Genomic DNA, 26280 nt, shown 5'->3' on the forward strand with positions numbered 1-26280 from the left:
TAGCGCAAAATGCAAATTAAAACTTTAGCACCAAGCATGACTCTTAAGTCACCTAATACCTGCCCCACACAAGGCTAGCAGCGCTGACCGCACTTGCCGCCCATCCGCTGGAACCGTCGTACTGCTTGATGGGCCTTTGCTAGGCAGCAGCTTGCGGGGCACACTATAATGCGCGCCCTCACCGTACTGCATGGAACGCACGATGAACGGCACAGCACTGAACGCACCGAGCTTTCGCCCCACTCCCCAAAATTCGCGCTTTATTCTTTTTTCTGCCCGCACCAACGGCGCTTGCGGGCGCGCGGTGTTTATTGATGCCACCCGCTTGCCGCAGTTTCTACTGGCGGTGGATTTGCGCAGCCACCAGGGCCACAGCCTAGTGCAGGGCATAGAGCAATTGCGCGCCACTGCGGCGGGCCTTCGCGCTCACCAAAATATTGCCAATGCCGCCCAACACATGAGCACCATTGCCGGTTTTGAGGTGTACTACACCCTCCGCCAGCAAGGCGGCGAAAATGGCCCCGGGGTGTACATTACGCAAATTAAATCTGCCCAGCTGCAAGCCACACAACCCGGGCAATTTAGGCTTGAAGGCAGCCAGCTGCGCCCCGATCACGCGGCCTTTAATCGCTGTGAACAAGCCTGCATAGTGAGTGCCAGCCACCTCAACGCGGCAGTAGAAAAAGCGCGTAAACTTGCCCAACCCCTGGCCGCGGTTGCCAACGCACCCAGCGCACTCTTTTTTATTCCAACGCCATTGGAAAACCTTGAAGGCCAATGGTTAACACCGCAACAAAAAACCACCGGGCGCGACGCTCTGTGCGCGCAACTTGCCCAAGCGCTGGAAGATGCCCAATCAGCAGATCGCGCGCACACTTACGTGCACGTAGCCAATCACGCAGACACCTGGTTACAGCAGGCGCTGGCGCAGGTTACCGGCCCGCTGAACAAACTCACCCTGGCCTTTGTAGACCCAAGCCCACGGGCCGGTTACACCATACAAAAGTTAAAATCCCTGGGCGCCAAGCTCAGCCAAGAGGCCATTACCGTAAGCACAGACCAAGCCGAGATGACACTCGCGCGGCTGCGCGCAAAACTGGCTAAAACCATCGGGGAGTTGCGCCGGGCCCAGCCTGCGCGCGCAGTGCAATCGGTGGGTGCACACCAGGCCAGCAAAACCTTTCTGGCGGCAGCCCAGCAAGCCAATTTGTTGAGCCGCTGGACACGCTAGCGGCGCAATCATCACAAATGCTTCTGAATTCAGCAAAATAACGCATTTTTCATCGCACAGCCCAGCCTCTATGCTTAGCCCAGTTATTCACTGGGAGAAAAACATGCAAACCTGCGGCGAGTTATTGGCAAAGTATTTAGAGGCCTACGGCATAGAGGTGGCCTTCGGTATTCCTGGCACCCACACCATCGAGCTCTACCGGGGCCTGCCGCAAACCGCCATCCGCCACGTGACACCCCGCCACGAACAGGGCGCGGGTTTTATGGCCGATGGCTACGCCCGCGTCACCGGCAAGCCGGCTGCATGCATTACCGTTTCCGGCCCCGGCGCGCTCAACATCAGCGGCGCCATGGGCCAGGCCCTGCAAGACTCCCAGCCAATGCTTGTGATTTCCGCCGACAACAACACCTGGGAGCGCGGCCTGGGCGAGGGCCGGCTGCACGAAACCCGCAACCTGCAAGCGGCCATGGCCGAGTGCGCTCGCTGGGCCCACACCCTTACCCGGCCTGAGGATTTGCCCAAAGTCATGGCGCGCACCTTCGCCATTTTTGCAAGCGAAAGGCCAGGGCCTGTGCACCTCACCTTGCCTCTCGATGTGATTACCGCACCGGCCGGCCATGTGCCGCTAGAGCTGTGGCCGCGGCCCGCGCGCCCGGCGCCCGCCCCATCAACCCTAAGCCAGGCCGCCCATTTGCTGAATAATGCCAAGCGCCCGTTGCTTGCCCTTGGCGGTGGCTGCGCCGATGCCCAGCCCGAAGTACTGGCATTGGTAGACGCCCTGCAGGCGCCCGTAAGCCTGACCCACAACGCCAAGGGCCTGCTGCCGCCAGACCACCCGCTGCTGCTGGGTTCAAACCCCTCGTTTGCCTCAATTCGCCACGAGTTCGAGCAGGCCGACGTGGTACTGGCCATTGGCACAGAGCTTTCAGAAACCGATTACGATTTCTTTTTTAAAGGGGATTTTCACATTCCCGGCACATTGATTCGGGTAGACATAGATACCGCCCAACTCACCCGCAACTGCCGCCCGCACTTGGCTATTCAATCAGACAGCGGCGCCTTTATGGCGGGGCTGACACCCGCGCTTGGCGCCCGGCAGGCGGTCGATAGCCTTGCCCGCGTAAAAGCTGCGAAAGAAAAACATCAAGCCGAACAACACCCGGGCTACCAGGCATTTCTGGATTGCCTGCTAAGCACCCTGCCTGAGGCCATTGTGATGGGTGATTCCACCCAGCCTGCCTACTACGCCGCCAACCAGTTCGACGCCCTGCGCCCGCGCAGCTTTGGCTCGGCCGCCACCGGCTACGGCACCCTCGGTTGGGCCCTGCCGGCGGCCTTTGGCGCGCGCCTGGGGGCGCCCGAGCGGCCGGTGATTGGCCTGTTGGGCGACGGCGGCGTGCAGTTTTCGCTCAATGAACTGGCCACCGCCGTTGAAGCACAAATTCCGGTGGCACTCATTATTTGGCACAACAGCTGTTACGAAATGATTGCCATGAACTTCCGCGATGCCGGCATGGCGCCCATGGCCTGCGACATCTATTCGCCGGACTTTTTGAAAGTGGCCGAGGGCTACGGCTGCAAATCCCGCCGGGCCACAAACCTTGCAGAGCTTGCCGAGGCCCTGCGCGAGGCGCAAACCGCCACAGTACCCACGGTCATTGAAGTGCAAGAAAGCGACTTCATCGCGCACGCGCAATAACAAGAGGTTACTGGCCCCTAGCCAATGGGCCGCTATAATGGCGGCCCCAGCGCGACGGACTCCCCAATGACCAGCACAACCCCACTTTCGGATGCCTACCTACAACGCTTTGGCGGTATCGCGCGGCTATATGGCCGGGCGGCACTCGATCAACTGCACAGCGCCCACTTCATGGTGATAGGCATTGGCGGCGTGGGTTCTTGGGCGGCGGAAGCGCTGGCGCGCACCGGGGTGGGCACCATTACCTTGGTGGATTTGGATGAGGTGTGCGTCACCAACAGCAACCGCCAGTTGCATACGCTCGCCAGCACCATTGGCCAGCCCAAAACCGCGGTGATTGCCGAGCGGCTCTACGGCATTAACCCGGAAATGTGTGTGCATTGCGTGGAAGATTTTGTAGAGCCTGAAAACGTGGCGGCCATTATTGGTAAACAATGCGATGTGGTGCTTGATTGCATAGATTCGGCGTTCGTGAAATCGGCCATTATCGGACATTGCAAACGCCAGAAAACACCGGTGATTACCGTGGGCTCATCGGGCGGTAAAACCGACCCGCGCCAGATTACATCCCTCGATTTGGCCAAAACCACCAACGACCCGCTGCTGGCCAAAACCCGCAACAATTTGCGCAGGCATTACAACTTCAGCCGCAACGCCAAGCGCAACTTCTCCATTGAAGCCATTTACTCAACCGAGCAGCTAAAGTTTCCCGATGCCGAAGGCGGTGTGTGTGAAAACAAATCGGCACTGGGCGCCGAGGTAAAACTGGATTGCGGCGGCGGGCTGGGCGCGGCCACCATGGTGACCGCAAGCTTTGGCATGATTGCCGCAAGCCGCGGCATTGAGCGTTTTTTACGGACGCAAAATGCGCCAAAAAATTAAGCGTGCACCAGCCATTCGCGCACGCGGGTAACCAAGGCGTTAAAACCGTTACTGCGCGAAGGCGAGAGGTGTTTTTCCAACCCTTCTGCGGCCAGCAACCCCGGAAGATCGAGTGCGGCAATGTGGGTGCGGCTTTGGCCGTTAATGTGCACCAGCAGCAATACCGCCAAGCCCTTCACAATGCGCGATTCGCCATCAACGGCAAACCAGTGGCGCCCATCGGCCTCGGCATGGGCCAACCACAAGGCGGTTTCACAACCGCGCACACGCTGTTGGTCGCACCTGAGCCAGGGTTTAACCTGAACGCGGTTGCCCCAGGCCATGAGCATTTTGTATTTTGCTGCCCACCCTTGCACGCGGCTTAGCTCGGCGGGATCCAGCGCGCTGAAGTCGTCCAGCGGGGCTTGAAAAGACATGCATTAACCCCATGCTTTAAACCAAAGTGTCATTGTGTGCGTAAGTCTACCTTATTCTCGCGGGTAGCTACGGCAGGCACTCAACATTCAACCCAGGTAACTCACATGCGCGATACGCCAACGGGCTATAGCTCACTGTCAAAACTCTTGCATTGGAGCTCTGCGCTGCTCGTGCTCGGCCTGTTTGGCCTGGGCCTTTGGATGGTCACGCTCGATTACTACAGCAACTGGTACAACCGAGGCCCGGCGTTGCACATAAGCCTTGGCCTGCTGTTAATGGTGCTGACGTTGGTGCGCCTTCTGTGGCGTGCCCGCAATCGTGCGCCCGAACCACTGCCCACGCACACGGCCTGGATGATCCGCGCGGCAACCTGGGTGAAACGCGCATTGTATATGTTGCTGCTGGCCATTTTAATCAGCGGCTATTTCATCACCACAGCCGAAGGCCAACCGGCACGGTTTTTCGACTGGCCCTTACTGCCCAGCCTATTTGAGCTTGACGGGCGCACGGTAGATGCCGCGGGCCTGCTACACCTGTGGGGCGCCTGGGCTTTGATTGTTGTAGTGGCAGGCCATGCCGGGGCGGCCATTTTTCATCATCTGTATCACAAAGATGCCACCTTAAAACGCATGCTACCCTTTACTGCGCTAGACTCACGCGCAAGCCAAAAGGCTCACAAGGCCTCAGCCAAAGATGATTCAACATCGCTTTAAACACTCACTCACGAGGAGAACGCCATGAATCTGGCAACTGCAACCCGTTCGTTTATTACCAAATCATTGGCCGGTACGGCATTGGTTATTGCCGCGGCTGGCACCCAAGCGGCAGATTACGTTATTGATAACAAAGGCGCACACGCCAGCATTAACTTTGCCATTCAGCACCTGGGCTACAGCTGGCTTACCGGGCGCTTCAATACCTTTGAAGGCAGCTTCAGCTACGACGCCGAAAAACCTGCTGCAAGCACCGTTAACGTCACCATCGACACCACCAGCGTAGATTCCAACCACGCCGAGCGCGACAAGCATTTGCGCGGTGAAGATTTCCTCAATACCGGCAAGCACCCGAAGGCGACCTTTACCAGCACGGCCGTCAACAATGTGGCAGACGGCGGCTTTGATTTGGTGGGCAACCTCACCCTCAATGGCGTAACCAAGCCCGTCACCATCAAAGTGAGCAAGGTGGGTGAAGGTAAAGATCCGTGGGGCGGTTACCGCGCAGGTTTTTCTGGCGAAACCAAATTGAACCTGAAAGATTTCAATATCAATTACAACCTGGGGCCCGCCTCCGAAAGCGTAAAGCTGTGGCTGAACGTTGAAGGCATTCGTAAAAAATAACGCCTAACGCACAATGTTTGCACCGGGCAACCGGTGCAAACATTTCACACTTTTAACGCGTTTTTATTTTCTAGCGCAAAGCTTTTTCCCTTCACGCATTACCTGAAATTTTAACGTTCAAGTGCAGTACCCCACAGTGTTTTGGCCGCGCGCCCAGTGTGCGCATTGAGCTCTGCCATGCTTTCATTTCGCAGGCCCGCCACGCAGCTTGCAATTTCAATTAACTGACTGGGCGTATTGGCCAGGCCCTGACGGCCGGCAATTGGCATAGCAGGTGCGTCGGTTTCCAAAACAAAACTGCCGGCCGGCAAGGCCGCCAGGGTTGTGCGGGTTTTTTGCGCGCGCTCATAGGTCACCACACCGCCAATGCCCAGCAACCAACCCTTGCTCAGGTATTGCTCTGCCAGTGACACACTGCCTGCAAAGCCGTGAATCACACCGCGCACGGCCGGAAATTTTTTCAGGGTTTGCAGCACTTCATTGTGCGCTTTATGGGCGTGCAAGATGGCGGGTTTACCCAGCGCTTGCGCCACTTCCAGCTGCGCTTCAAGCCAGGGAATTTGCAGCGCCACGGGTGTGGCCAAAGTGCCATCCAGGCCGCACTCACCCACGGCAATGGGTGGGCATTGCGGGTTGTTTTCAAACGTCTCATGCAATTGGCGCTGCAAGTGCTCCGGGCTTAAGCCCGGGCATTTTTCCAGCCACCAGGGGTGCAAGCCCGCCGCCCAATAAGCACCCGTAAGGCGTGCTGCCTGCGCGCAAGTTTGTGCCCAGGCATCAGGGCTAACACCGGGAATGAGCACATGGCACACGCCCGCAGCGCGGGCCTGCTGCCAGACACTTTTCGCATCACTTGCCAGCGGCTGCAAATCCAGATGGGCATGAGTATCAAACCATTGCACGAATAATTTCCCGTTTGGCTAACCTGAGCTAAACACAAATATGAAACAAACAGGCGACAAGCGCCTCTAACGCTACCAAGCATTGCAGAACACGGCCTACACAGGATACCCCATGACACGCAAACAAACCGACATCGCAATCATTGGCGCGGGCACCGCAGGCCTCGGCGCCTACCGGGCGGCGCGCGCGTTTACTGATAACCTGCTGTTGATTGAAGGCGGCCCCTACGGCACCACGTGTGCGCGGGTGGGCTGCATGCCCAGCAAGCTCCTTATTGCCGCCGCAGAGCAGGCCTACCACCATCAACACAACGGCGTGTTTGGTGTTGATTACGCGCCGCCACACATAGACGGCGCGGCGGTCATGGCGCGCGTGCGACGCGAACGCGACCGGTTTGCGGGCTTTGTGGTTGAAGACATAACACAGTTCCCCGCCGAGCATAAGCTCAAAGGCCAAGCGCGCTTTATAGATGCCCACACGCTGGCTGTGCAATTGCCAGACGGCCAACAATTGCAGGTACAAGCCAAGCGCATTGTCATTGCCACAGGCTCCTCACCTCACATTCCCGACCCCCTTAAAGCCGCGGCCGACAGACTGCTGGTTAATGATGACGTATTCGAACTGGCGAGCCTGCCGCGCTCGGTGGCGGTGTTCGGCCCGGGCGTCATTGGCCTGGAGTTGGGCCAGGCCTTGGCGCGCCTGGGTGTGCGTGTGTGCGTATTCGGGCGCTCGGGCAAACTTGCCACACTGAGCGAACCCGAGCTGCGCGCAAAAGCAATTGCGCAATTTAACAAAGAGTTTTACTTAGATACCGAGGCCCGGGTGCATCACATTGCACGCACGGGCGAGGCCGTTGAAATTCGCTACCAGCACGCACAGCGCGGCGAAGTAACCGAAACCTTCGACTACCTGCTTGCCGCCACCGGCCGGCAACCGAACCTCAGCGGCCTGGCACTGGAAAACGCCGGGCTGGAATGCGATGAGCGCGGCACGCCCAAACACAACCGGCACACAGGCCAGTGCGGTAACAGCCATATTTTTATTGCCGGTGATGCAACAAACGACTTGCCGCTGCTGCACGAAGCCGCCGATGAAGGTAAAACCGCCGGCACCAATGCCGGGCGTTCGCTGGCCGATATGAATGACGTGCGCGTTGAACCCAGGCGCACCCCCATGAGCGTGGTTTTTACCGAACCGCAAATCGCCACCGTGGGCATGACCTTAAACACCCTCAAGCAGCAATACCCGGGCTGCTATGCCACAGGTGCGGTGAGTTTTGAAAATCAGGGCCGCGCGCGGGTAATGCACAAAAATGTGGGCGCCGCGCGCGTGTACGGCCAGCATGGCACGGGCTTGCTGTTGGGTGCGGAGTTGTTCGGCCCGGCCGCCGAGCACATGGCCCACCAGCTGGCGTGGGTAATCCAAATGCGCATGACCGTTGAACAAATACTGGCCCTGCCCTTTTATCACCCGGTGCTGGAAGAAGGCTTGCGCACGGCGCTGCGCGACTTAAACCACAAACTCAGCATTGGCCCGGAACTCACGGCCAACTGCATAGATTGCGGCCCCGGCGCCTAGCGGCTGTGCGCGGCCTCCGTTAAACATGCGGTCGTTGCCTTGGGCGCTCATCATCACGGAGCGCAACCGGGTGTTCGCGCCATGTGGCGGCCAGCTGACTTGAGGCCATATAAAGTTGCCTGTTGAGGGGTTGGGCCGCTAGGGTGTCTCACTGTTGGTAGAAAAATAAATGCCCACCCAGTGAAAGGACACCCCATGGCCCGCACACTTTTTATTGCCCTATGCCTTTGGCTTGCCGCCGGTTGCAGCCCGACCCCCGAGGCGCGCAACAAAACCATTCACAACTTTACCCAAGGGCTTGAACATCAGCCGGGGCTGATTCCACTGTTTATTGATGCCGAGGCAGGCAAGGTGTACTTGCACATTGCCAAACAAAGCCCCGATTACATTTATTACTTCAGCCTGCCCCAGGGCCTGGGCTCGAACGACATAGGCCTGGATCGCGGCCAATTGATGGGCCTTGAAAGCAAGCTCGTACACTTTGAACCGGCCGGCGACAAAGTGTTGCTGCGCCAGCGCAACACCTACTACCGCGCCGTGTCAGACAACGCGCAAGAGCAGCAGTCGGTAAGCGAGGCCTTTGCCAGCTCTGTGCTGTGGGGCTTCCCGGTGGTGGCGCGCGATGCCGAGGCGCTGCTGGTGGATGCCACAGACTTCATGCTGCGCGACAGCCACGGCGTGGCGCGCAGGCTCAAGCAAACCCAACAGGGCGAATACAGCCCCGATGCCAGCCGCTCGGCGGTGTATTTGTCACGCACCAAGGCCTTCCCCAACAACACCGAACTTGAGGCAACGGTGACCTTCACGGGCACCGAACCGGGTAAATTTGTAAAAGACGTGGCGCCCGACCCCCACAGCATCAGCCTGCGCATGCACCACAGTTTTGTGGCGCTGCCCGCGCCCGGCTTCACGCCCCGGGAATTTCACCCCCAAAGCGGCTTTTGGGCCTTTGAGTTCAAAGACTATGCAGCCCCCATTGAAGCCGACATGACCCGCCGGTTTATCCCACGCCACAGGCTCGCCAAAAAAGACCCATCAGCAGAGCTGAGCGAGGCGGTGCAGCCCATCATCTATTATCTGGACCCAGGCACCCCGGAGCCCGTGCGCACCGCACTGCTGGAAGGCGGGCGCTGGTGGAACGACGCCTTTGAAGCGGCCGGCTACCGCAACGCCTTTCAAATAAAAATACTGCCCGAACACGCAGACCCGATGGATGTGCGCTACAACGTGATCCAATGGGTACACCGCGCCACCCGCGGCTGGTCTTATGGCTATGGCCTCACAGACCCGCGCACCGGCGAAATCATCAAGGGCCACGTGACCCTAGGCTCGCTGCGCGTGCGCCAGGATTACCTCATCGCCCAGGGCATGACCGCACCCTTCACCGATGAAAACACAGACACCACCCCCATGACCCACATGGCACTGGCGCGCATTCGCCAGCTCTCGGCCCACGAGATAGGCCACACCCTGGGCATTGCCCACAACTTTGCCGCCAGCCCCTTTGAGCGCGCCTCGGTGATGGATTACCCCCACCCGCTCATCACCCTTGAAAACGGCCAGGTGTCTTTGCGCCAGGCCTACGCCGAGGGCATTGGCGCCTGGGATAAACGCGTCATTCAATACGGCTATGGCGACTTTGGAAATAACAAGGCCCGGCTGGATTTTGTGGCGCAATCGCGCGCCTTGGGCTTTGAATTTATTTCAGACCCAGACAGCCGCAGCCTGGGCGACTTTCACGCCACCGCAAGCCTTTGGGATAACGGCCAGGCACCGGCCGACGAGCTGGCGCGGGTGATCACACTGCGCGCCCATGCGCTGGCACAATTCAACGAAAATGCCCTGGCCTTTGGGCGCCCCTATTCGGATTTAGAGGAAATACTGGTGCCGGTATATTACTACCACCGCTACCAGGCTGAGGCCGCGGGCAAATTGTTGGGCGGCTATCACTACAACTACGGCGTGAAACGCAAAGGTGAAAAACTGCAATTCGAACCCGTGGCCGCAGCAGTACAAAAGCAGGCCTTGCGCCAGCTTATACATACCCTAACGCCCGAGTTCCTGAGCCTGCCACCTGCCATCAGCACAAGGGTTGCACCCAAGGCCTACGGCTATGAGAAATCCCGCGAGAGCACCCAGGGTTACACCGGCGCCCTGCTAGACCCGCTCGCCATGGCCGAGGCCAGCGCCGGCCACAGCCTGCGCATTTTGCTACACCCAGAGCGGCTGGCCCGCCTGCAGTGGCAGCATGCCAACGATTCAGGCGCGCTTTCGCCCGGCGCGCTTTTGGACGCCGTGTGGGCCAGCACCCAAACGCCGCAGACGGGCGTTGCGCGATTGATCAGCGAGCAGAACCAGCTGTTAATCGCCACCCACGTTGGCGAACTGTTGGCCGCCGAGCAGCTCTCGCCCAACCTGCGCGCCACGCTTTCAGCCTTTGCCACCCGCATCAGCCCCAAGGCTCCCGCCCCTGGCCACCAACAGGTGTTGGCCGCGCTCATCAAAAAAGCTCAAGGGCAGCTGGCCGGGAAAGACGGCATCAAACCAAAACCCCTGCCACCCGGCTCGCCCATCTAGGGCGCCCTTTGCTTTTGCACGCCAAAGGCCCGGCACTTGGCGTGCAAAACCCACTTTCGAATCAATCGCCTGGCTGTCACATCATGGTAAACTGCGCGCCATCTGTGCCACCCAGCCTGCTGATGGCATTTTCCAATTTATTTGAACAAGGAGGTCTGTTGTGCACATTACCATCGTAGGAACGGGTTACGTGGGGCTGGTTTCCGGCGCCTGCTTTGCCGATATGGGCAACAAGGTAACCTGTGTCGATGTGGACGCAGCCAAAATCGAGCGCCTGCGCGCGGGCGAAATACCCATTTACGAACCCGGCCTTGAGGCCGTGGTTGAGCGCGGCATCAAGCTTGATCTATTGAACTTCACCACCTGCCTGCCAGATGCCATGGCAGAGTCCAACATCTACTTCATCGCCGTGGGCACCCCGCCGGGTGAAGACGGCTCGGCAGACTTAAAATACGTGCTGGCCGTGGCCCGTGAAATTGGTGAAAACCTGCAGGAATACGCGGTGATTGTGGATAAATCCACCGTACCCGTGGGCACCGCCGACAAGGTGCGCGCCACCATTCAGGCCGAGCTCGACAAGCGCGGCGTGAACATCCCCTTCGATGTGGTGAGCAACCCGGAGTTCCTGAAAGAAGGCGCGGCCATTAACGATTTCATGAAACCCGATCGCATTGTGATAGGCACAGATTCCGAGCGCGCGCGCGAATTAATGGGCGAGCTGTACCAAAACTTTTCGCGCAACCACGACAAAGTCATGTACATGGGCGTGCGCGATGCAGAGATGACCAAGTACGCCGCCAACGCCATGCTGGCCACTAAAATTTCATTCATGAATGAAATTGCCAACCTGTGTGAAGCGCTGGATGTAGACGTAGAAGAAGTGCGCCACGGCATCGGCTCAGATTCGCGCATCGGCTACTCGTTTATCTACCCGGGCTGCGGCTACGGCGGCTCCTGCTTCCCGAAAGACGTGCAGGCGCTGGTGCGCATGGCCGAATCGGTAAACTATGAAGCGCGCGTGTTAAACGCCGTGGAAGATCGCAACCTGGCCCAAAAACACGTGCTGGCAGCCAAAGTAAAACGCCACCTGGGCGATGACTTAAGCGGCAAAACCATTGCGGTGTGGGGCCTGGCGTTTAAGCCCGGTACCGACGACATGCGCGAGGCGCCCTCTATTGTGCTGATCAATGAGCTGCTGGCCGCCGGTGCCATTGTGAAAGTGCACGACCCGGAAGCCATGACCACCTCCAAGCGCGAGTTCGCCCCCAAGCACATTGAAGAAGGCCAGCTGGTTTACTGCGAAAGCCACTTTGGCGCCTGCAACCAGGCCGATGCGCTGGTGCTGGTTACCGAGTGGAAGCAATACCGCCAGCCAGATTTCGAGCGCTTGAAAACGCAGCTCAACAACCCCCTGGTGATTGACGGGCGCAACATCTACAACCCGGCAAAGCTCAAGCAACTGGGCTTTACCTATGAGGGCATTGGCCGGCGCTAAGACGCGCTTTAATCGCCCATAAAAAAACCGCCAGCTGGCGGTTTTTTTTATGGGCCGAAAATTTACTTTTCCGTTTTTTCCGCCGGCACCTTGGCAATCAGCTCGCGGAACTTACGCAGCGACTGCAGGTGGGTGAAGATCAACTCCATGCCGTCGTTTTTCATAAGCTCTGTGAGCTTCTCGGGCTCCAGCGCCTTCAGCTTTTCGCGGCTCACGGCCAAGAATCCACCCAAGCGGATTTTCTCGCCGCCATTGTTCGGGGTGAATTGGGCCTCCATGGGCTCCAGCAATTCCCACTCTTGCAAACGCTTGCAGAAAGCTTGGGTGCGGGCGAAGTTCATCTGGTACTCTTTCAAAAATTCCAGCACCTTGCCCAGGTACTCAGACTGCTTGCCTTCGTCGTCGAACAGGCGCTCGCCTTTGCCTTCCTGGTTACAGCCTTCGTAGGTTTCATCCAGGCACAGCAGGAAGTTCTTGCCGTCGTCGTTGCTTGAGAACACGAAGGGGTAGCGACGGAAGAAAGCCGGCAGGTATTGGCCGGTGAACTTGCCTTCGTCGTCGATAAACAGGTTCTGCTCAGGCTTAACACCCATCACCGCCAGCGGCATAACGTTGTCGCCATTTTTGGTGAACACCACCGGGAAAGATTCACCGGCGTTAAAAAATTCTACGGCCGTCAGCGGCACAGAGTTTACGGTTTTGGCGAAATCCAGGTTGCCGGTGGGCTCGATGCCCCAGTTGCGGTGGCGCTCGCTGGAAATGGGCGTGGCATTGCCGTAAATCAAAAGTTGTTTAGTCACGAAACTTCTCTCTTATTTATCCGTCGATTGTGTTTTATCTTCCTTGGCTTTGCGCAAGGATTCATATTGATCTGGGTCTAAGAAGGTTAAGCACAGATTCATCTCTTTGTTCTGGCCCGGCGCAATAACCAATACCATCACATTAAACTCACCGTCTTTCTCGATCACTCCCGGCTTGTGCACCAGAATGTTGCCGGTGTCGCTGGTCAGGAAGTTTAAATCCTGGCGCGCCTTAATGGCCTGGCCGATGTTCTGCATCATGGCCTGTAAAATGGCCTTGAATACCGGAAAGCCGAGCTGGCCGCGAAACTCTTTGCGATCTAGCGATATGGTGAGGTCGATATTGAGCTGCTCGCCCACGGTCATTGTACCTGCGGCCAGCTTGTCTTGCTCTTTGAGCTGCTTGAACAGCTTTTTGCCGTGTTCATCGCCCTTGGCGATAAAACCGCCGTGCAAGATATTACAGGCCAGGTTGACCACTTCGGGAATATTCACCGTGAGGTTGGGCTTATCGGCTGCTCCGGCAGCGGCTTGGGTTGCGTCTTTTGTCATTATTCTAATCTCTGGTTACTTCGCTTTGGGTACCGCGTTTTTGCACTCTTCCCTGATGCTAGCGCCGTTTGTGGTGCCGTTCGGCATTTTCCAGGCGCTTTTTGTCGCTCTTGCGAATCAGCACATAGGTGGCGCCAGCGCCGCCGTGCTGTTTCTGGGCCGTGTGATAGGCCTGAACTTCTGTTAATTGGGGCAACCAGTGCGCAATACAACTCTTGAGCATGGCCGGTTGCGGTTTTCTGCCCTCGCCCTTGCCGTGGGTGATCAGCGCTGCGCGGATATCGTGCTGGCAGCAGTCTTGCACAAAGGTGTGCACCGCTACCCGGGCCTGCTCAACGGTAAGGTTGTGCAGGTCTAGCCGGGCATCCATGGCGTACTTGCCCAGGCGCAGGTTGCGGTATACCCCGTTCTGGATACCCGGGCGCTTAAAGGCCAGTATGTCGTGCGGATCTACCGGCTCAATGAACTCCCCGCTCAGGCGGTTGTATTCTTCTACTTCTGCGCGCACGGCATCGGCGCGTTTTTGGCGCAAAGCCACCTCGGAAACCCGGGTTTTGGCCAGCGCCACCCGCGGCTGGCTCTCGATGGGCCGCACCTCGGACAGCTCGGCCCCCAAGAGGCCGGAAAAGGATTCCTCATTCATGGCTGCCTCCACCTTGGCTGCCGGCATCAACCAGCGCCGGCTGGTAGGTTTCCAGAAAGGCCTGTGGCATGCGCCTGGCCCGCCCGCTGCTCATTTCAATGCACACCAATTGCCAACGCCCGCGCATGAGCGTGGTGTCGCCGCGCAAGAGCTGGAATTGGCGGGTCATATTGAGCCGTGCATCCGATGCCGTCAACCAGGTGGCCAAGCGTAGGCCATCGCCCGCCTGAGCGGGAAGCAGGTAGTCGTAGTGGGCATTGCGGATGGCCATGGCGCGATTGAGCGCCACATAGTCGGCCAGCGACAACCCAAGCGCCGCTGAGTGGGCCCAGGCCACCTGCTCGCACCACTGTACGTAGACTGCGTTGTTCACATGCCCCAGGCCGTCGATATCGGCCTGTTGGGGCGTGATTTGCTGCACGTAGGGGCTGGGAAAATCAAAGGGCTCGCACCCGCTCACATCTACCTCCTGAGGGAGCCCTGGCTGGCGCCTGGAAACTCGAAGGGCGAAAGATACCGTGCAAAAAAAGGGCGGTCAATTTGACCGCCGGAAATCTACTGGCATTGCCAGCCGGGTGATGGGCATCACCCAAGGGTGCAGGCGTGTATACGCACCGGCAACCTGGGCAGATCACCCAGCCTTACGAGGGCCGATTATCAGCGGTTGGCGCGGTTCTCTATCAGCTCATCCACCACCGAAGGGTCTGCCAGGGTGGAGGTATCGCCCAGGTTTTCCAGCTCGTTGGCGGCAATTTTGCGCAATATGCGGCGCATGATCTTGCCGGAGCGGGTTTTCGGCAAACCCGGCGCCCACTGGATGATATCGGGCTTGGCGATGGGGCCAATTTCCTTCGCGCACAGGGCCACCAGCTCTTTTTTCAGCGCATCGGTAGGCTCGGTACCGGCCATGAGCGTCACATAGCAGTAAATGCCCTGGCCCTTGATGTCGTGGGGGTAACCCACCACGGCCGACTCCGCCACCAGGTCGTGCAAAACCAGTGCACTCTCGATTTCCGCGGTGCCCATACGGTGGCCAGACACGTTCAGCACGTCGTCTACCCTGCCGGTGATCCAGTAGTAGCCATCGGCGTCGCGGCGGGCGCCGTCGCCAGTGAAGTAGTAGCCCTTATAGGTGCTGAAATAGGTATCGATCATGCGCTGGTGATCGCCGTACACGGTGCGAATCTGGCTGGGCCAGCTGGCCTTGATGGCGAGTGAGCCCTCACCCGCGCCCTCGATTTCGCGCCCTTCGGCATCCAGCAGCACGGGTTGCACGCCAAAAAACGGCAGCGTGGCAGAGCCGGGCTTGGTGGCCGTGGCGCCGGGCAGTGGCGTGAGCATGTGGCCGCCGGTTTCCGTTTGCCACCAGGTATCCACAATGGGGCAGCGGCCTTCACCCACCACGTGGTAGTACCACTCCCAGGCCTCGGGGTTGATGGGCTCGCCCACGGTACCCAACACCCGCAAGCTCTTGCGGGAGCTCTTGGTGACGAAATCCTTGCCCGCGCCCATGAGCGCACGAATGGCTGTGGGGGCTGTGTAGAACTGGTTTACCTGGTGTTTGTCTACCACATCCCAGCAGCGCGAGGCCGAGGGGTAAGTGGGCACGCCTTCAAACATCAGGGTGGTGGCGCCATTGCACAAAGGCCCGTAGACGATATAGCTGTGGCCGGTTACCCAGCCCACATCGGCGGTGCACCAGTAGATATCACCTTCTTTGTAATCGAAGGTGTATTTAAAGCTCATGGCGGTGTGCAGCAGGTAGCCTGCGGTGGTGTGCAACACCCCTTTGGGTTTGCCGGTGGAGCCAGAGGTGTAGAGGATAAACAGCGGATCTTCGGCGTCCATTGGCTCGGGCGCGCACTCAGGCGCTGCCGCTGCTACGGCCTCGTGGTACCACACATCGCGGCCCTCGGCCCAGTGCACCTCGCCGCCGGTACGGCGCACCACCAGGCAGGTGTGGGTGTCGGGGCAGGCAGCCAGGGCTTTATCGGCATTGGCCTTAAGTGCTACGGCCTTGCCGCCGCGCACGCCTTCATCGGCGGTAATGAGTACTCGGCAGTCGGAATCCAGAATGCGGTCTTTTAAGGCATCGGGCGAAAAGCCACCAAAGACCACCGAGTGCACCGCACCCACGCGCGCGCAGGCCAGCATGGCGTAGGCGGCTTCCGGAATCATGGGCATGTAGATGCACACCCGGTCACCTTTTTTTACACCGCGCGCGCGCAGCACGTTGGCCAGGCGACACACCTGTTCGTGCAGCTCGGCGTAGGTAATGTGTTTATCAACCGACGGGTCATCACCTTCCCAAATGATGGCCGTTTGATCGGCGCGTGCCGGCAGGTGGCGATCAATACAGTTCACAGTCACGTTGAGCTTGCCGCCAGCAAACCAGCTGGCTTCACCCTTGGTGAGATCCCAGCTGCAAATATGTTCGGGCGCACGATCAAATGTCAGAAATTGTTCGGCCTGCTCACGGTAAAACGCCTCCGGTTCGTTTATAGAACGCGCGTACATTTCATCGTAGCGGGCTTTATTCACGTGGGCGCTTTCAAAGCCTTCGGGCACCGGGTAAGTTTTTACTTCAGACATAGACGAGCTCCGTTATTTTATTTTGTACTCCAAGGCCTGCGCACAATAGCGTGGAGGGGTTCATTGCCAGTTCCCCAGCCGCCTGATACCCAAGCCCGACACTGAACTCCCGACTATAACAACACCACCGCCAATTCCCTATTAGCCAATAGTCGAAGGCCACCATTGCATACTCAACCAGTGCACAGTATGTTAGCGCTTGTTCACCCGAACACACGACAGGGACGGTCACTCGGCGTACAACAATGCACTTAAAATAAGCCAAGCCTCGATGACCGAACAACCAGAGAAAACACTGCCGAATTACGATATCGATACCATCTTGGGAAAAGGGGGTATGGGGGTTGTGTACCTGGCCCAAGATCAGCGGCTGGATCGCAAGGTAGCGATCAAGTGTATTCGAAAGGCCCGCGCCAACGCGCTTTGGGTAACTGCAGTACGCGAAGAAGCCAAATTACTGGCCCAGGTAAACCACACCAATATCGTACAAATTTACGATCTCATAGAATGGGACGGCGCGCCGGCGCTAGTGATGGAATACGTAGAGGGCAAAACCCTGCTCGAGTGGCTGCAAAGCGATGCACTCACAAGCGGCGAGCTTAGCCTGGCAACGCGTCTTAACTGGCTGCAACAAATTGCCCAGGGCCTGGCCAGCGCCCACGCCAAAGGTATTATTCACCGGGATTTAAAACCTGAAAACATCATGATTTCCCATGATGGCCAGGTGAAAATCATGGATTTTGGTATTGCGCGCCAGCAGGCCCAACCCCAGGCCGCCAACATTCACGACAGCCAGGCCCTGCCCGGCGAGTACATCGGCAGCCCCGCTTCGCTCTCGCCAGAGCAAGCCATGGGTGACGACCTCACCACCGCCAGCGACATTTTCTCCTTCGGCATACTGGCCTACAGCTTACTGTGTGGCCATCACCCCTTCGGCACGGCCAACGACCCGGACGACATACTGCACGGCATTTTGTATCGCGCGCCCATGCCGTTTTCACTACTGGGCGGCGAGAACAGCAATACCGAAGCACAGGCCCGACTGATAGAAAGCAGCCTGAATAAGGAACCACACAAACGCCCAAGCGCCGAGGCCATGGCAAGCGGGCTGGCACTTGCGCCCGCCAAACCCGAACCTCAGCAGCCCGCTACCACAACCGACAACCGACGCCCGGGCGGTTGGGTTGCAGTGAGCGCACTGATATTGCTGGCGGTGGTTGTGGGGCTTTGGACATCACAGCTGCTCACTCCCGAACCTCGCCACGTGGCAGTGCTGCAACCTCAGGTGCAGCAAAGTGAAAACGTAAACGAAAGCGCCGTACACCTGCTAGCCATTGCCGTAGACAACACCATTCAGGAAGTGCTCTTAAGCCAGAAGCAGGTCAAACTTATCGACAGAAAAGAATGGCTTGCCGGCGCGTCTATTAACGAGCTCACCACCCAAACTGGCGCCACCGAAGTGATTGCACCGGAGATTCATTGCAATTCATTGCGCTGCGATCTGGTATTGAAAAACATCGCCACCGCCGATGGCCACGTGATCGCCAAAGAAAGCTGGCAGGTACATTTGGAAAGCCTTGCCGACGCCTATTTCACCACCTGGGCACGCACCGCAGACCTGCTAAAGGCCGACACCCAAGACGCACGGCAAACCAATGATGAAAGCTACCTCAGCTACCTGAAACTGCTAGACAGCTTCCTGCTGAACCCCATGTTGAGCGACGCTGAGCTCGAAGAAATTCAAGCGATTTTGCAAGCAGACCCAGGCTTTCTGCCCGGTTTACGCCTGCTGATTGATGCAGCCGTTGTGCATTTTCACATGAAAAACGACAGCAAATATTTGGCCATCAGCCAGTCACTGCTGAACGACAACCCGCACCTTGGCCCCTTTGATACTGCCCAGATGCGCGCCAATATTTTCATGACCCTCAATCAACTTGAGCGCGCCAGCGAAGAAATCGAACGCATTTATAAATTGGGCCACCTCGATAGCTACTTTGAACTCAAGGCAAACCTGGCCATTGAAGCCGGCGAGTTTGATGAGGCCATTGCGCTGTACAACGAAATTTTAAAATCGCGCCGCTCGGTGAATAATCTCTACAGGCTCGCATACGCCTATTATATTTCCGGCGACAACTCCCACAGCATTGGCGCGCTCCAGGAAATTGTGCGATTGGCGCCCAACCACATTCCGGCCAATAGCTTTCTAGCCACCATTGCCACCACCCGCGGGGATTTAACCACGGCGCTCGACGCACACCACAATCTGGTGGCCACCGATCCTTCGGCACCCAACTTACATAACCTTGCACAAACGCTGGTAATCAGTGGCGACTATCAGGCGGCTCTTGAACACGAGTTGGCTGCGCTGGAACTGGCGCCTAACAAGGCCTCTTATCAATTATCTGCCGGTGAGATTTACAGCATTTTAGGCGCGCGCGAAAACGCCGATGCACACCTGACCCAGGCCCTGCAACTTGCGCGCACTAATGAAAATCTGGATGAACTGGTGATTCGCGCCACCGCCTCCATTCACCTGGGGCAGCTTGCAGAGGCGGCAAATTATTTAACGCAAGCCGAAGCCATTGAAGCAGATAACTTTGATGTGCTCTACACCCGCTCGCTACTGCTCACCAAGTCAAAAGAACACAGCAAAGCGGCAGACATAGTGGCGCACTTAATCAGCGAGGAGTTTGGTGCTGTGTGGTTTACCTTGCCGTGGTTCACGCCGCTGTGCAAAACACAAACCTACCTTGGCGCCTTTGAATCCACAGGCATTACGCCGCCTTGCGCGGCTAAAAGCTGAGCTAAACCACAAGACTGTGTTAGCCCAGCAACCAGCAACCAGCAACCTAGATCCGGATAATTTCCATACGCGGGTCTGGGCCTTCAAAGATGTGCAGCTCACCGGTTTGGCGATTTTTGCGCGACACTAAAAAGCCAAAATCCACCGTAGACTGGGTGCCACCCTGGTTCTGGATAGTAAACACCAGGGTTTGCCCATCTTTGGATAAATCTGTGGTGACATCATCGTTCACATCTTCGTGATCTTCTGCGTACTCAAGGCCTGAGCCGAAAAACTTGAAACGGTCGTCCAGATTGGAGCCGGCGGTGCTTAGGGTCACCATCAATAGCGCGCGCTCGCGCATACGCTGGTAGGGCTGGGAATCTGAATTAAAGGAAATTTGCAGCGAGTTGGCATCAACCACTTCACCCGCCTCATTCAATACGCTCCAGTTGGCGGGGCGGTTATCACTGGGGTTGCGAAAAGGCGGCACCAATTGCAATTGCAGCGAGGCAACGCCTCCAATGGGTACCACAATAGGATCCAGCGGTTTAAGTTCAGACATTAAAATCACTCCTTTGTTTTATTATTTACCGAACATCGAGTGTGCCACAGCCCATAGATTCCGCACAGCGCCAGCACGATTTACGCGCCAGGCGTGCCCCATCTGCCCGCTTGCAGGCGGCCAATTACACAGCGGCCCTGCCCACGCCCTTAAAGCACCAATATAGTGCGCATGGCACTGAAATTGCCTTAGAAAGCCTGCACCAGGTGTGTTCACCTGAATAAAACTTATTAAAACAGCGGCTTACCAGCCTTTTCGTCTATGGATGCAAAACCACACAGGCACCACATCAGTGCCTAATGGTAAATATTGCACCAAAAAAGACCATAGGAGCAGCAAATGGACTCTATCAACAGCGCAGTGGAAACCCTGGTCTCCAGCGCCAACACCTACTTCATCCTGCTGGGTGCCATTATGGTATTCGCCATGCACGCAGGTTTCGCATTTCTGGAAGTGGGCACAGTGCGCCAGAAAAACCAGGTGAATGCCCTGGTTAAAATCCTGACCGACTTTGGCATCTCGGCGCTCGTTTACTTTTTTGTGGGTTATTGGGTGGCCTACGATACCCACTTCCTGACCTCTGCCTCAGAGCTTGCACAAAATAACGGTTATGAGCTGGTGAAGTTTTTCTTCCTGCTCACCTTCGCCGCCGCTATTCCTGCCATTATCTCCGGCGGCGTTGCCGAGCGCGCGAAGTTCTACCCCATGCTAATTGCCGCAGCCTGTGTGGTGGGCCTGGTGTACCCGTTTTTTGAAGGCCTGATCTGGGGCGGCAACTACGGCTTTCAGGGCTGGCTTGAACAAACCTTTGGCGCGGGCTTTCACGACTTCGCAGGCAGTGTGGTGGTGCACGGCGTAGGCGGCTGGATTGCGCTGGCGGCGGTGATTATTTTGGGCACCCGCCAAGGCCGCGTGCGCAACGGCCAGCTGGTGGCCTTTGCACCGTCCAACATTCCCTTCCTGGCGCTCGGCGCGTGGATTCTGTGCATTGGCTGGTTTGGCTTTAATGTGATGTCTGCCCAAACGCTCGATGGCATCAGCGGCCTGGTGGCAGTAAACAGCCTGATGGCTATGGTGGGCGGCACCCTGGTTGCCATGCTCGTGGGCAAGAAAGACCCGGGCTTTATACACAACGGCCCACTCGCGGGCCTGGTGGCAGTGTGTGCGGGTTCTGATGTGATGCACCCGGTGGGCGCGCTGATCACCGGCGGCGTGGCCGGAGCCTTGTTTGTATTTTTATTTACCCACATGCAAAACCGTTGGCACCAAATTGATGATGTGTTAGGCGTGTGGCCACTGCACGGCGTATGTGGCGCCTGGGGTGGCATTGCCGCTGGGGTCTTCGGGCTGGAAGCCCTGGGCGGCCTGGGGGGTGTTTCACTCATGGCGCAGATTGTTGGCACACTGGCAGGGGTTGCCATTGCCTTTGTGGGCGGCTACCTGGTGTACCGTATTACCCACGCAATCAGCAGCATTCGCCTGAGCGATGAAGAAGAATTTAACGGCGCTGATTTATCCATCCACCGCATTGGCGCAACGTCGAACGATTAACCTAAAAACTTCAAAGCCCCTCACGGCAATACCGTGGGGGCAACACTTGCCTCACGCGCTGCTCAACAGCTGCTGAAATCACCTCAGCCCAGCGCCGTTAATTGCGAAGCGTAAAATCCGGGCGCCTGATGGCTTGCCGTGAGTGCGCCCCGCTAACCTCTCACACAATGGCCCAAGTTTCTTGACCCTCAAAGTGGTAAAGCCGCGCTAACGGCAGGGCGCTTTTAGTTTCGCCTGTTAATCCCTTGCGCCCTAAACGTTTGCGCCCCGCTTAAACTTCTGCGTCTTGTGGCTCGTAGAGATCAATAATTTCACGCACCAAGCCACTGCGCACGATATCGTCGCGCTCGAACTCGTGAATAAACACATTGTTCACGCCGCGCAGCCTTTCTACGGCGTCGGCCAAGCCACTTTTGCCACGAATATCACTCTGGCGAATATCGCCGTTAATCACTACCCGGCAATTTTCCCCAATGCGTGTTAAAAACATCTTCATTTGTGCAACCGATGTATTTTGCGCTTCATCCAAAATCACAAAGGTGCGGTGATCAAAGGTTTTACCGCGCATATACGCCAAGGGGGCCGCAATTATGCGCCCGTGCCGCAGGCAGTAATCCACCGTGCCCGAACCCAACCGCTCGTTTAAAATGTCGCGGAAGGCATCTATATAAACGGCAAACTTTTCATCCAGCGCACCGGGTAAAAAGCCCAGGCTTTCACCTGCCTCTACCGCCGGGCGGGTAATCACTATGCGCTCAACCTCACCAGACTCTAACGCCTGCGCCGCCAAGGCCCCGGCACAATAGCTCTTGCCGGTACCGGCAGGGCCAATACCAAAAGTCAGGGCATTGTTATTAATTGCGTTGATGTACTGTTGCTGGGCGGGGGTGCGGGCTTTTAGGGGCGTGTTGTTGCGCTGGGTGCTGTAAGCCGTATCGGCACCGCTGTAGCGCGCATTCAGCTCCACAATATTACTTTGGTGCTTGCGGGCGTTGCGGCTGGCTTTCTTGAGTTTCTTATCTGCGTATTGGTCGTCGTAGTTTTTGCGTCGCGCTTGCGATCTTTTCGCCATGAGTCCGGGCTCCATTGGTTACAAAAATGTCGGATAACGCTGCGGTGTTGCGGGGCTCCTGTGCAATGTGAATTTAAAGGTTATACATTTATCGGCACGCCATATAACTGCGGCAATACAACTTTCGTAAAAAAGCTGTGTGCAAAAAACGTGAACGTGAGATGTGTAAAACTTGAGGGGGATAGCCGCCGTGCGCGAAGAACTTCACACAAAGGCGCTCGGCCAAGAGGTGGCAAGAACGCCAGTGAAGTTGCAAAAGCGCGCGGGCGTTGCCGCAACTTTAGTCATCACATCTTGCGTCTTACAGTTAAAATTAGTCTGCGATGTTTTTTTACATTTGTAAAGTAAATTCTTTACCAAAAGATGACAGAAAATCCCATAAGGCTTGTAACAACTGCACTGCCTTGGTGCCCGCCCACCACCCCTTGCCCCCATGCAAGGCAAACGCCGCGGGCTCAAGGCTCGACCGCCTTGCTACCAACCAGGCTCAGGCCAAACGCAAAAAATGTTAAGCTTCACGAACATACCTACTCGCTAGAAGCCCCTTCACATGCTCTATGTATTTTCCGCGCTATTTTTAGGCGCTGCCGTTTTACACATCGCCACCCGCAAACTTGGCCACTGGCAATGGCTGCCTATCTTCGTACCTGTTGTGTGCAGTGCACTGGCTACCCACGCAAACATAGCGAGCATTGCCAGCTACCTGAGCCTTGGAGCAGCGGTGTTTATTACCCTGCAAACACAAGGCCGCTGGCGGGCCCTTCTTACCTGGCTGTGCGTGGCTCTGGGGCTCGCCATCGCCGTGCGCGCACTCCCCACCTTTAGCGCTATCGGGCCGGTTGCCAACCAGGAATTATCTGTACTCAGTGGCGCCTGGGCAATTTACATCGGCATCAACAAATCCCTTGTTGGGCTGCTGTTGTTGCCGCTGGTGCCGGCGGGCCAATTTTCCACGCCTTTTGGCGCGCGGCCCTGGCCGGCTTCGGTGTGGCTTGCATTGATTTTGGGTCCGCCGGCGCTAGGCCTAACGGCCTGGTTGTTGGGCGCCCAATGGGATGTAAAATTCAGCGCATTCGCACTGCTGTTTGCGCTGGCAAACCTGAGCTTTGTGATCTTGTGTGAAGAGATATTTTTCCGCGGGGTTATTCAACAGCAATTATTTGCGCAACTTAGCAGGCGATTTTCATCACCTGCTTCAATACAACTTGCACTAGTGACAAGCGCTGTAATTTTCGGCGCGTTGCACTTTGCAGGTGGGCTATTTTACGTGGGGCTGGCCACAATTGCGGCCTTGCTTTACGGCTGGCTCTACTGGCGCGCGGCGAGCTTATGGGCTGCAATGGGCGCACACTTGGGCGTAAATCTTGTGCACTTTATCTTCTTGCAATACCCGCTGCCCGCTTAATCCGGGCAACCTACAGCATAGATGAAAAGGCTGCGCGCAAGAAAAGCGCGCAGCCATGATTAGGCTACCTGAACGGGGATGGTATTGGTTGAGCGCTCAACGCTGTTGTCTTCATTCAGGTATACAAGCTTGGGCTTATACACCTGTGCTTCGGCATCGGTGAATTGGCCGTAAGCGGCAATAATAACCCGGTCGCCTTTTTGCACGCGGCGGGCGGCGGCACCGTTCATGGAAATAGTGCCTGAGCCACGCTCTGCCAGAATCACGTAGGTGGTAAAGCGCTCGCCATTGCTCACGTTATAGATGTCAATTTGTTCGAACTCGCGCAGGCCTGCAAGCTCTACCAAATCCTGATCTATCGCGCAGGAGCCGTCGTACCAGAGTTCAGCCTGAGTGACGGCCGCCATGTGCAATTTGCCTTTAAGTAGTGTGGTCAGCATGGCTGTTACCTCAATTCAATAGAAACGTTATCAATCAGGCGCGCAGATTCGGTAAACATGGCGCCCAAAATAGTGATGTGCTGATCGTCGTGGGCCGCTGGCGCCAGAGTTTTGCTATTACAGATAGAAAAGTAATCGGGGCGAAAGCCGGCTGCAATAATTTGCGATTTAGCTTCCAGCTCTATCACGTCGAAATCGCGGTTGCCCCGCTGAATTTCGCCCGCCGCCCACTGCAAACTTGCCTGCAGCTGTTTTACCCGCCCGCGCTCTTCGGGCTTTAGGTAGGCATTGCGTGAACTCATGGCCAGGCCGTCGGCCTCTCTGTGAATGGGCGCGGCGGTAATCTGAATGGCCATGCACAAATCTTCGGTCATGCGGCGGATCACTGCCAGCTGCTGGTAATCCTTAATGCCGAACACCGCTTCATCTGGCTGCACAATGTTAAACAGCTTGGTGACTACGGTGGTGACGCCCTCAAAATGGCCAGGGCGGCTTGCGCCACAGAGCACATCGGTCATAGTGGGGCAAATCACGCGGGTCTGGGTATCCAAACCATTGGGGTACATTTCATTGTCGTCCGGGTTGAACAGGTAATCACAACCCACGGCCTTTAGCTTTTCGCAATCTTCGCGGAAGGTGCGCGGGTACTTATCCCAATCTTCATTCAAGCCAAACTGCAGGCCATTCACAAAAATGGAACACACCACTATGTCGTTACTGGTTTGCGCCTGTTTGATGAGGGCAATGTGGCCATCGTGCAAATTGCCCATGGTGGGCACAAAGCCGATGCGTTTGCCGGCCTTGCGCTCAGCAGCCAGTGCATCGCGTAAAGATTGAATGTGGTGAAAAATCTGCATGACACCCCCTTCGGGCACACGTGAAAACGCGCGGATTCTACTAAATGAACCGGCCCAGCACTATAGGCAAAAGCGGAGCTATTATTCGGCTATTCCCGGCAGATCGGCGCCAGTTACCGTGAACTTACGGTCACTTCGCAGCAATAATCGCCAGGGCCAGAGCCTCCCATAAAACCCACGGGCGCGGCTTTGCCGGATATTGACGACATTTATCCGGGCAATGGAGAATTTTTAGTCGTTAACAGGCCTTCCTTGGGGTAACCTTGGGGCTGACTTGACGTGCTGTAAACTGCACATACCTAACGGACACGCCGGTAAGCCCATGTTTGATGCCATAGGCCCAGAAGAATTCAAGCGCATCCCCTGGAAGAATGGCCGGGGCGAAACGCTGGAACTTGCCATTAGCAACGGCCATACATTGCAGTCTTTTGATTGGCGCCTAAGCATCGCCGAAGTGATTGAAGACGGCTATCTATCGCAGTTTGCGGGCTACCAACACACAATTATTGTGCTGGAAGGCGCCGGCGCCGAACTCACCCACGAGCAAGGCCCCACCCACAAACTTCAGGGCCCCTTGCCCCACCACGAGTTTGACGGCGGCCAGCGCACCTTCGGGCGCCTGAGTGCGGGCCCAGTCACTGCATTGAATGTGGTGACCAAAAGCCACCGCTTTCAAACCATCGTTGAAACCTACCCAAAGCCTGCCCGGGTGAAAGTGCTGGGTGAAAAACTCTGCTTTGCATACAGCCATCGCACGTCGCTCACCTTGCGCCCCACAGAAGGTGAAGACGAGTACACGCTGCCGGCCGGGCATTTACTCAAAATGGAAAACACGAAAACCGGCGCCTGGACCATCAGCGGCGAAGACTGGGTACTGATATACCTAACCGGCTACTAAG

23 protein-coding genes are annotated in these 26280 nt (G+C 57.0%); 12 read left to right on the top strand and 11 right to left on the bottom strand.

The annotated features are described in order from the left end of the window. Positions 1 to 202: 202 nt before the first annotated feature. The 3 genes from L1F30_RS15855 to tcdA all read left to right on the top strand — a co-directional run bounded on the left by L1F30_RS15855 (position 203) and on the right by tcdA (position 3812). Positions 203 to 1231: a hypothetical protein gene (locus L1F30_RS15855; protein ID WP_253357732.1), complete on the top strand. Its 1029-nt coding sequence runs from the start codon at positions 203 to 205 to the stop codon at positions 1229 to 1231. A 103-nt stretch (positions 1232 to 1334) separates the two neighbouring features. Continuing rightward, positions 1335 to 2930 (top strand): 5-guanidino-2-oxopentanoate decarboxylase, encoded by a 1596-nt coding sequence (locus L1F30_RS15860; RefSeq protein WP_253357733.1) that lies wholly within the window; start codon positions 1335 to 1337, stop codon positions 2928 to 2930. A 66-nt stretch (positions 2931 to 2996) separates the two neighbouring features. Beyond that, positions 2997 to 3812: a tRNA cyclic N6-threonylcarbamoyladenosine(37) synthase TcdA gene (tcdA, locus tag L1F30_RS15865; RefSeq protein ID WP_253357734.1), complete on the top strand. Its 816-nt coding sequence runs from the start codon at positions 2997 to 2999 to the stop codon at positions 3810 to 3812. Here the strand turns inward: tcdA and L1F30_RS15870 are convergent. Next, entirely contained in the window at positions 3809 to 4228 is a 420-nt protein-coding gene (locus L1F30_RS15870) for a SufE family protein (protein WP_253357735.1), read from the bottom strand. The two genes, tcdA and L1F30_RS15870, sit on opposite strands and share 4 nt — an antisense overlap. Before the next feature lie 105 nt (positions 4229 to 4333). Here L1F30_RS15870 and L1F30_RS15875 point away from each other — a divergent pair, with 105 nt between their 5' ends. Together L1F30_RS15875 and L1F30_RS15880 are read left to right on the top strand one after the other, a co-directional pair. Further along, entirely contained in the window at positions 4334 to 4942 is a 609-nt protein-coding gene (locus L1F30_RS15875) for a cytochrome b (RefSeq protein ID WP_253357736.1), read from the top strand. Positions 4943 to 4966: 24 nt separating this feature from the next. Then, positions 4967 to 5566: a YceI family protein gene (locus L1F30_RS15880; protein WP_253357737.1), complete on the top strand. Its 600-nt coding sequence runs from the start codon at positions 4967 to 4969 to the stop codon at positions 5564 to 5566. A gap of 110 nt (positions 5567 to 5676) precedes the next feature. On the opposite strand, the gene L1F30_RS15885 is transcribed toward L1F30_RS15880, so the two are convergent. Beyond that, complete coding sequence (locus tag L1F30_RS15885; RefSeq protein ID WP_253357738.1) at positions 5677 to 6468, bottom strand: TatD family hydrolase; 792 nt, start codon at positions 6466 to 6468, stop codon at positions 5677 to 5679. 112 nt (positions 6469 to 6580) lie between these two features. Here L1F30_RS15885 and L1F30_RS15890 point away from each other — a divergent pair, with 112 nt between their 5' ends. The 3 genes from L1F30_RS15890 to L1F30_RS15900 all read left to right on the top strand — a co-directional run bounded on the left by L1F30_RS15890 (position 6581) and on the right by L1F30_RS15900 (position 12119). Continuing rightward, positions 6581 to 8047, top strand: a complete 1467-nt coding sequence (locus tag L1F30_RS15890) for a dihydrolipoyl dehydrogenase (RefSeq protein WP_253357739.1) — start codon at positions 6581 to 6583, stop codon at positions 8045 to 8047. Between the two features lie 195 nt (positions 8048 to 8242). Beyond that, entirely contained in the window at positions 8243 to 10624 is a 2382-nt protein-coding gene (locus tag L1F30_RS15895) for a zinc-dependent metalloprotease (protein WP_253357740.1), read from the top strand. A gap of 160 nt (positions 10625 to 10784) precedes the next feature. Continuing rightward, positions 10785 to 12119 (top strand): UDP-glucose/GDP-mannose dehydrogenase family protein, encoded by a 1335-nt coding sequence (locus tag L1F30_RS15900; protein ID WP_253357741.1) that lies wholly within the window; start codon positions 10785 to 10787, stop codon positions 12117 to 12119. 62 nt (positions 12120 to 12181) lie between these two features. Here the strand turns inward: L1F30_RS15900 and L1F30_RS15905 are convergent, their stop codons facing one another. From L1F30_RS15905 to acs, 5 genes are all read right to left on the bottom strand, one after another. Continuing rightward, positions 12182 to 12919, bottom strand: coding sequence for a SapC family protein (locus L1F30_RS15905; RefSeq protein ID WP_253357742.1), 738 nt, complete (start codon positions 12917 to 12919; stop codon positions 12182 to 12184). 12 nt (positions 12920 to 12931) lie between these two features. After that, on the bottom strand, positions 12932 to 13471 hold the full coding sequence (locus tag L1F30_RS15910; protein ID WP_253357743.1) for a hypothetical protein: 540 nt from the start codon (positions 13469 to 13471) through the stop codon (positions 12932 to 12934). Positions 13472 to 13529: 58 nt separating this feature from the next. Then, positions 13530 to 14114 (bottom strand): DNA endonuclease SmrA, encoded by a 585-nt coding sequence (smrA, locus tag L1F30_RS15915; RefSeq protein ID WP_253357744.1) that lies wholly within the window; start codon positions 14112 to 14114, stop codon positions 13530 to 13532. Beyond that, positions 14107 to 14574 (bottom strand): thioesterase family protein, encoded by a 468-nt coding sequence (locus L1F30_RS15920; protein ID WP_253357746.1) that lies wholly within the window; start codon positions 14572 to 14574, stop codon positions 14107 to 14109. Before L1F30_RS15920 ends, smrA begins: the two co-directional genes overlap by 8 nt. A gap of 197 nt (positions 14575 to 14771) precedes the next feature. Further along, the gene (acs, locus tag L1F30_RS15925) at positions 14772 to 16706 is read right to left on the bottom strand and encodes an acetate--CoA ligase (RefSeq protein ID WP_253357748.1); all 1935 of its coding nucleotides are present in this window, start codon (positions 16704 to 16706) and stop codon (positions 14772 to 14774) included. Positions 16707 to 16977: 271 nt separating this feature from the next. On the opposite strand from acs, the gene L1F30_RS15930 reads away from it, so the two are divergent. Continuing rightward, positions 16978 to 19512 (top strand): serine/threonine-protein kinase, encoded by a 2535-nt coding sequence (locus L1F30_RS15930; RefSeq protein ID WP_253357750.1) that lies wholly within the window; start codon positions 16978 to 16980, stop codon positions 19510 to 19512. A 46-nt stretch (positions 19513 to 19558) separates the two neighbouring features. On the opposite strand, the gene L1F30_RS15935 is transcribed toward L1F30_RS15930, so the two are convergent. Continuing rightward, positions 19559 to 20056: a DP-EP family protein gene (locus L1F30_RS15935; protein ID WP_253357752.1), complete on the bottom strand. Its 498-nt coding sequence runs from the start codon at positions 20054 to 20056 to the stop codon at positions 19559 to 19561. A gap of 339 nt (positions 20057 to 20395) precedes the next feature. Between L1F30_RS15935 and L1F30_RS15940 the strand changes: the two genes are divergently transcribed. Next, the gene (locus tag L1F30_RS15940; protein WP_253357754.1) at positions 20396 to 21607 is read left to right on the top strand and encodes an ammonium transporter; all 1212 of its coding nucleotides are present in this window, start codon (positions 20396 to 20398) and stop codon (positions 21605 to 21607) included. A gap of 271 nt (positions 21608 to 21878) precedes the next feature. On the opposite strand, the gene L1F30_RS15945 is transcribed toward L1F30_RS15940, so the two are convergent. Then, positions 21879 to 22679 carry a PhoH family protein gene (locus L1F30_RS15945; RefSeq protein WP_253357756.1) on the bottom strand — a complete coding sequence of 267 codons (801 nt, stop codon included), beginning with the start codon at positions 22677 to 22679 and terminating at the stop codon, positions 21879 to 21881. Positions 22680 to 23229: 550 nt separating this feature from the next. Between L1F30_RS15945 and L1F30_RS15950 the strand changes: the two genes are divergently transcribed. Then, positions 23230 to 24084, top strand: coding sequence for a CPBP family intramembrane glutamic endopeptidase (locus tag L1F30_RS15950; protein WP_253357758.1), 855 nt, complete (start codon positions 23230 to 23232; stop codon positions 24082 to 24084). Between the two features lie 59 nt (positions 24085 to 24143). Here L1F30_RS15950 and panD read toward each other — a convergent pair whose 3' ends face one another. Together panD and panC are read right to left on the bottom strand one after the other, a co-directional pair. Next, positions 24144 to 24524 (bottom strand): aspartate 1-decarboxylase, encoded by a 381-nt coding sequence (gene panD, locus L1F30_RS15955; RefSeq protein WP_253357760.1) that lies wholly within the window; start codon positions 24522 to 24524, stop codon positions 24144 to 24146. 5 nt (positions 24525 to 24529) lie between these two features. Beyond that, positions 24530 to 25381, bottom strand: coding sequence for a pantoate--beta-alanine ligase (gene panC, locus L1F30_RS15960; protein WP_253357762.1), 852 nt, complete (start codon positions 25379 to 25381; stop codon positions 24530 to 24532). Between the two features lie 322 nt (positions 25382 to 25703). On the opposite strand from panC, the gene L1F30_RS15965 reads away from it, so the two are divergent. Then, on the top strand, positions 25704 to 26279 hold the full coding sequence (locus L1F30_RS15965; protein WP_253357764.1) for a HutD family protein: 576 nt from the start codon (positions 25704 to 25706) through the stop codon (positions 26277 to 26279). The last annotated feature ends 1 nt before the right edge of the window (position 26280 follow it).

Origin of the sequence: Simiduia sp. 21SJ11W-1, from assembly GCF_024138675.1 — a bacterium.
Taxonomy (GTDB): domain Bacteria; phylum Pseudomonadota; class Gammaproteobacteria; order Pseudomonadales; family Cellvibrionaceae; genus Simiduia.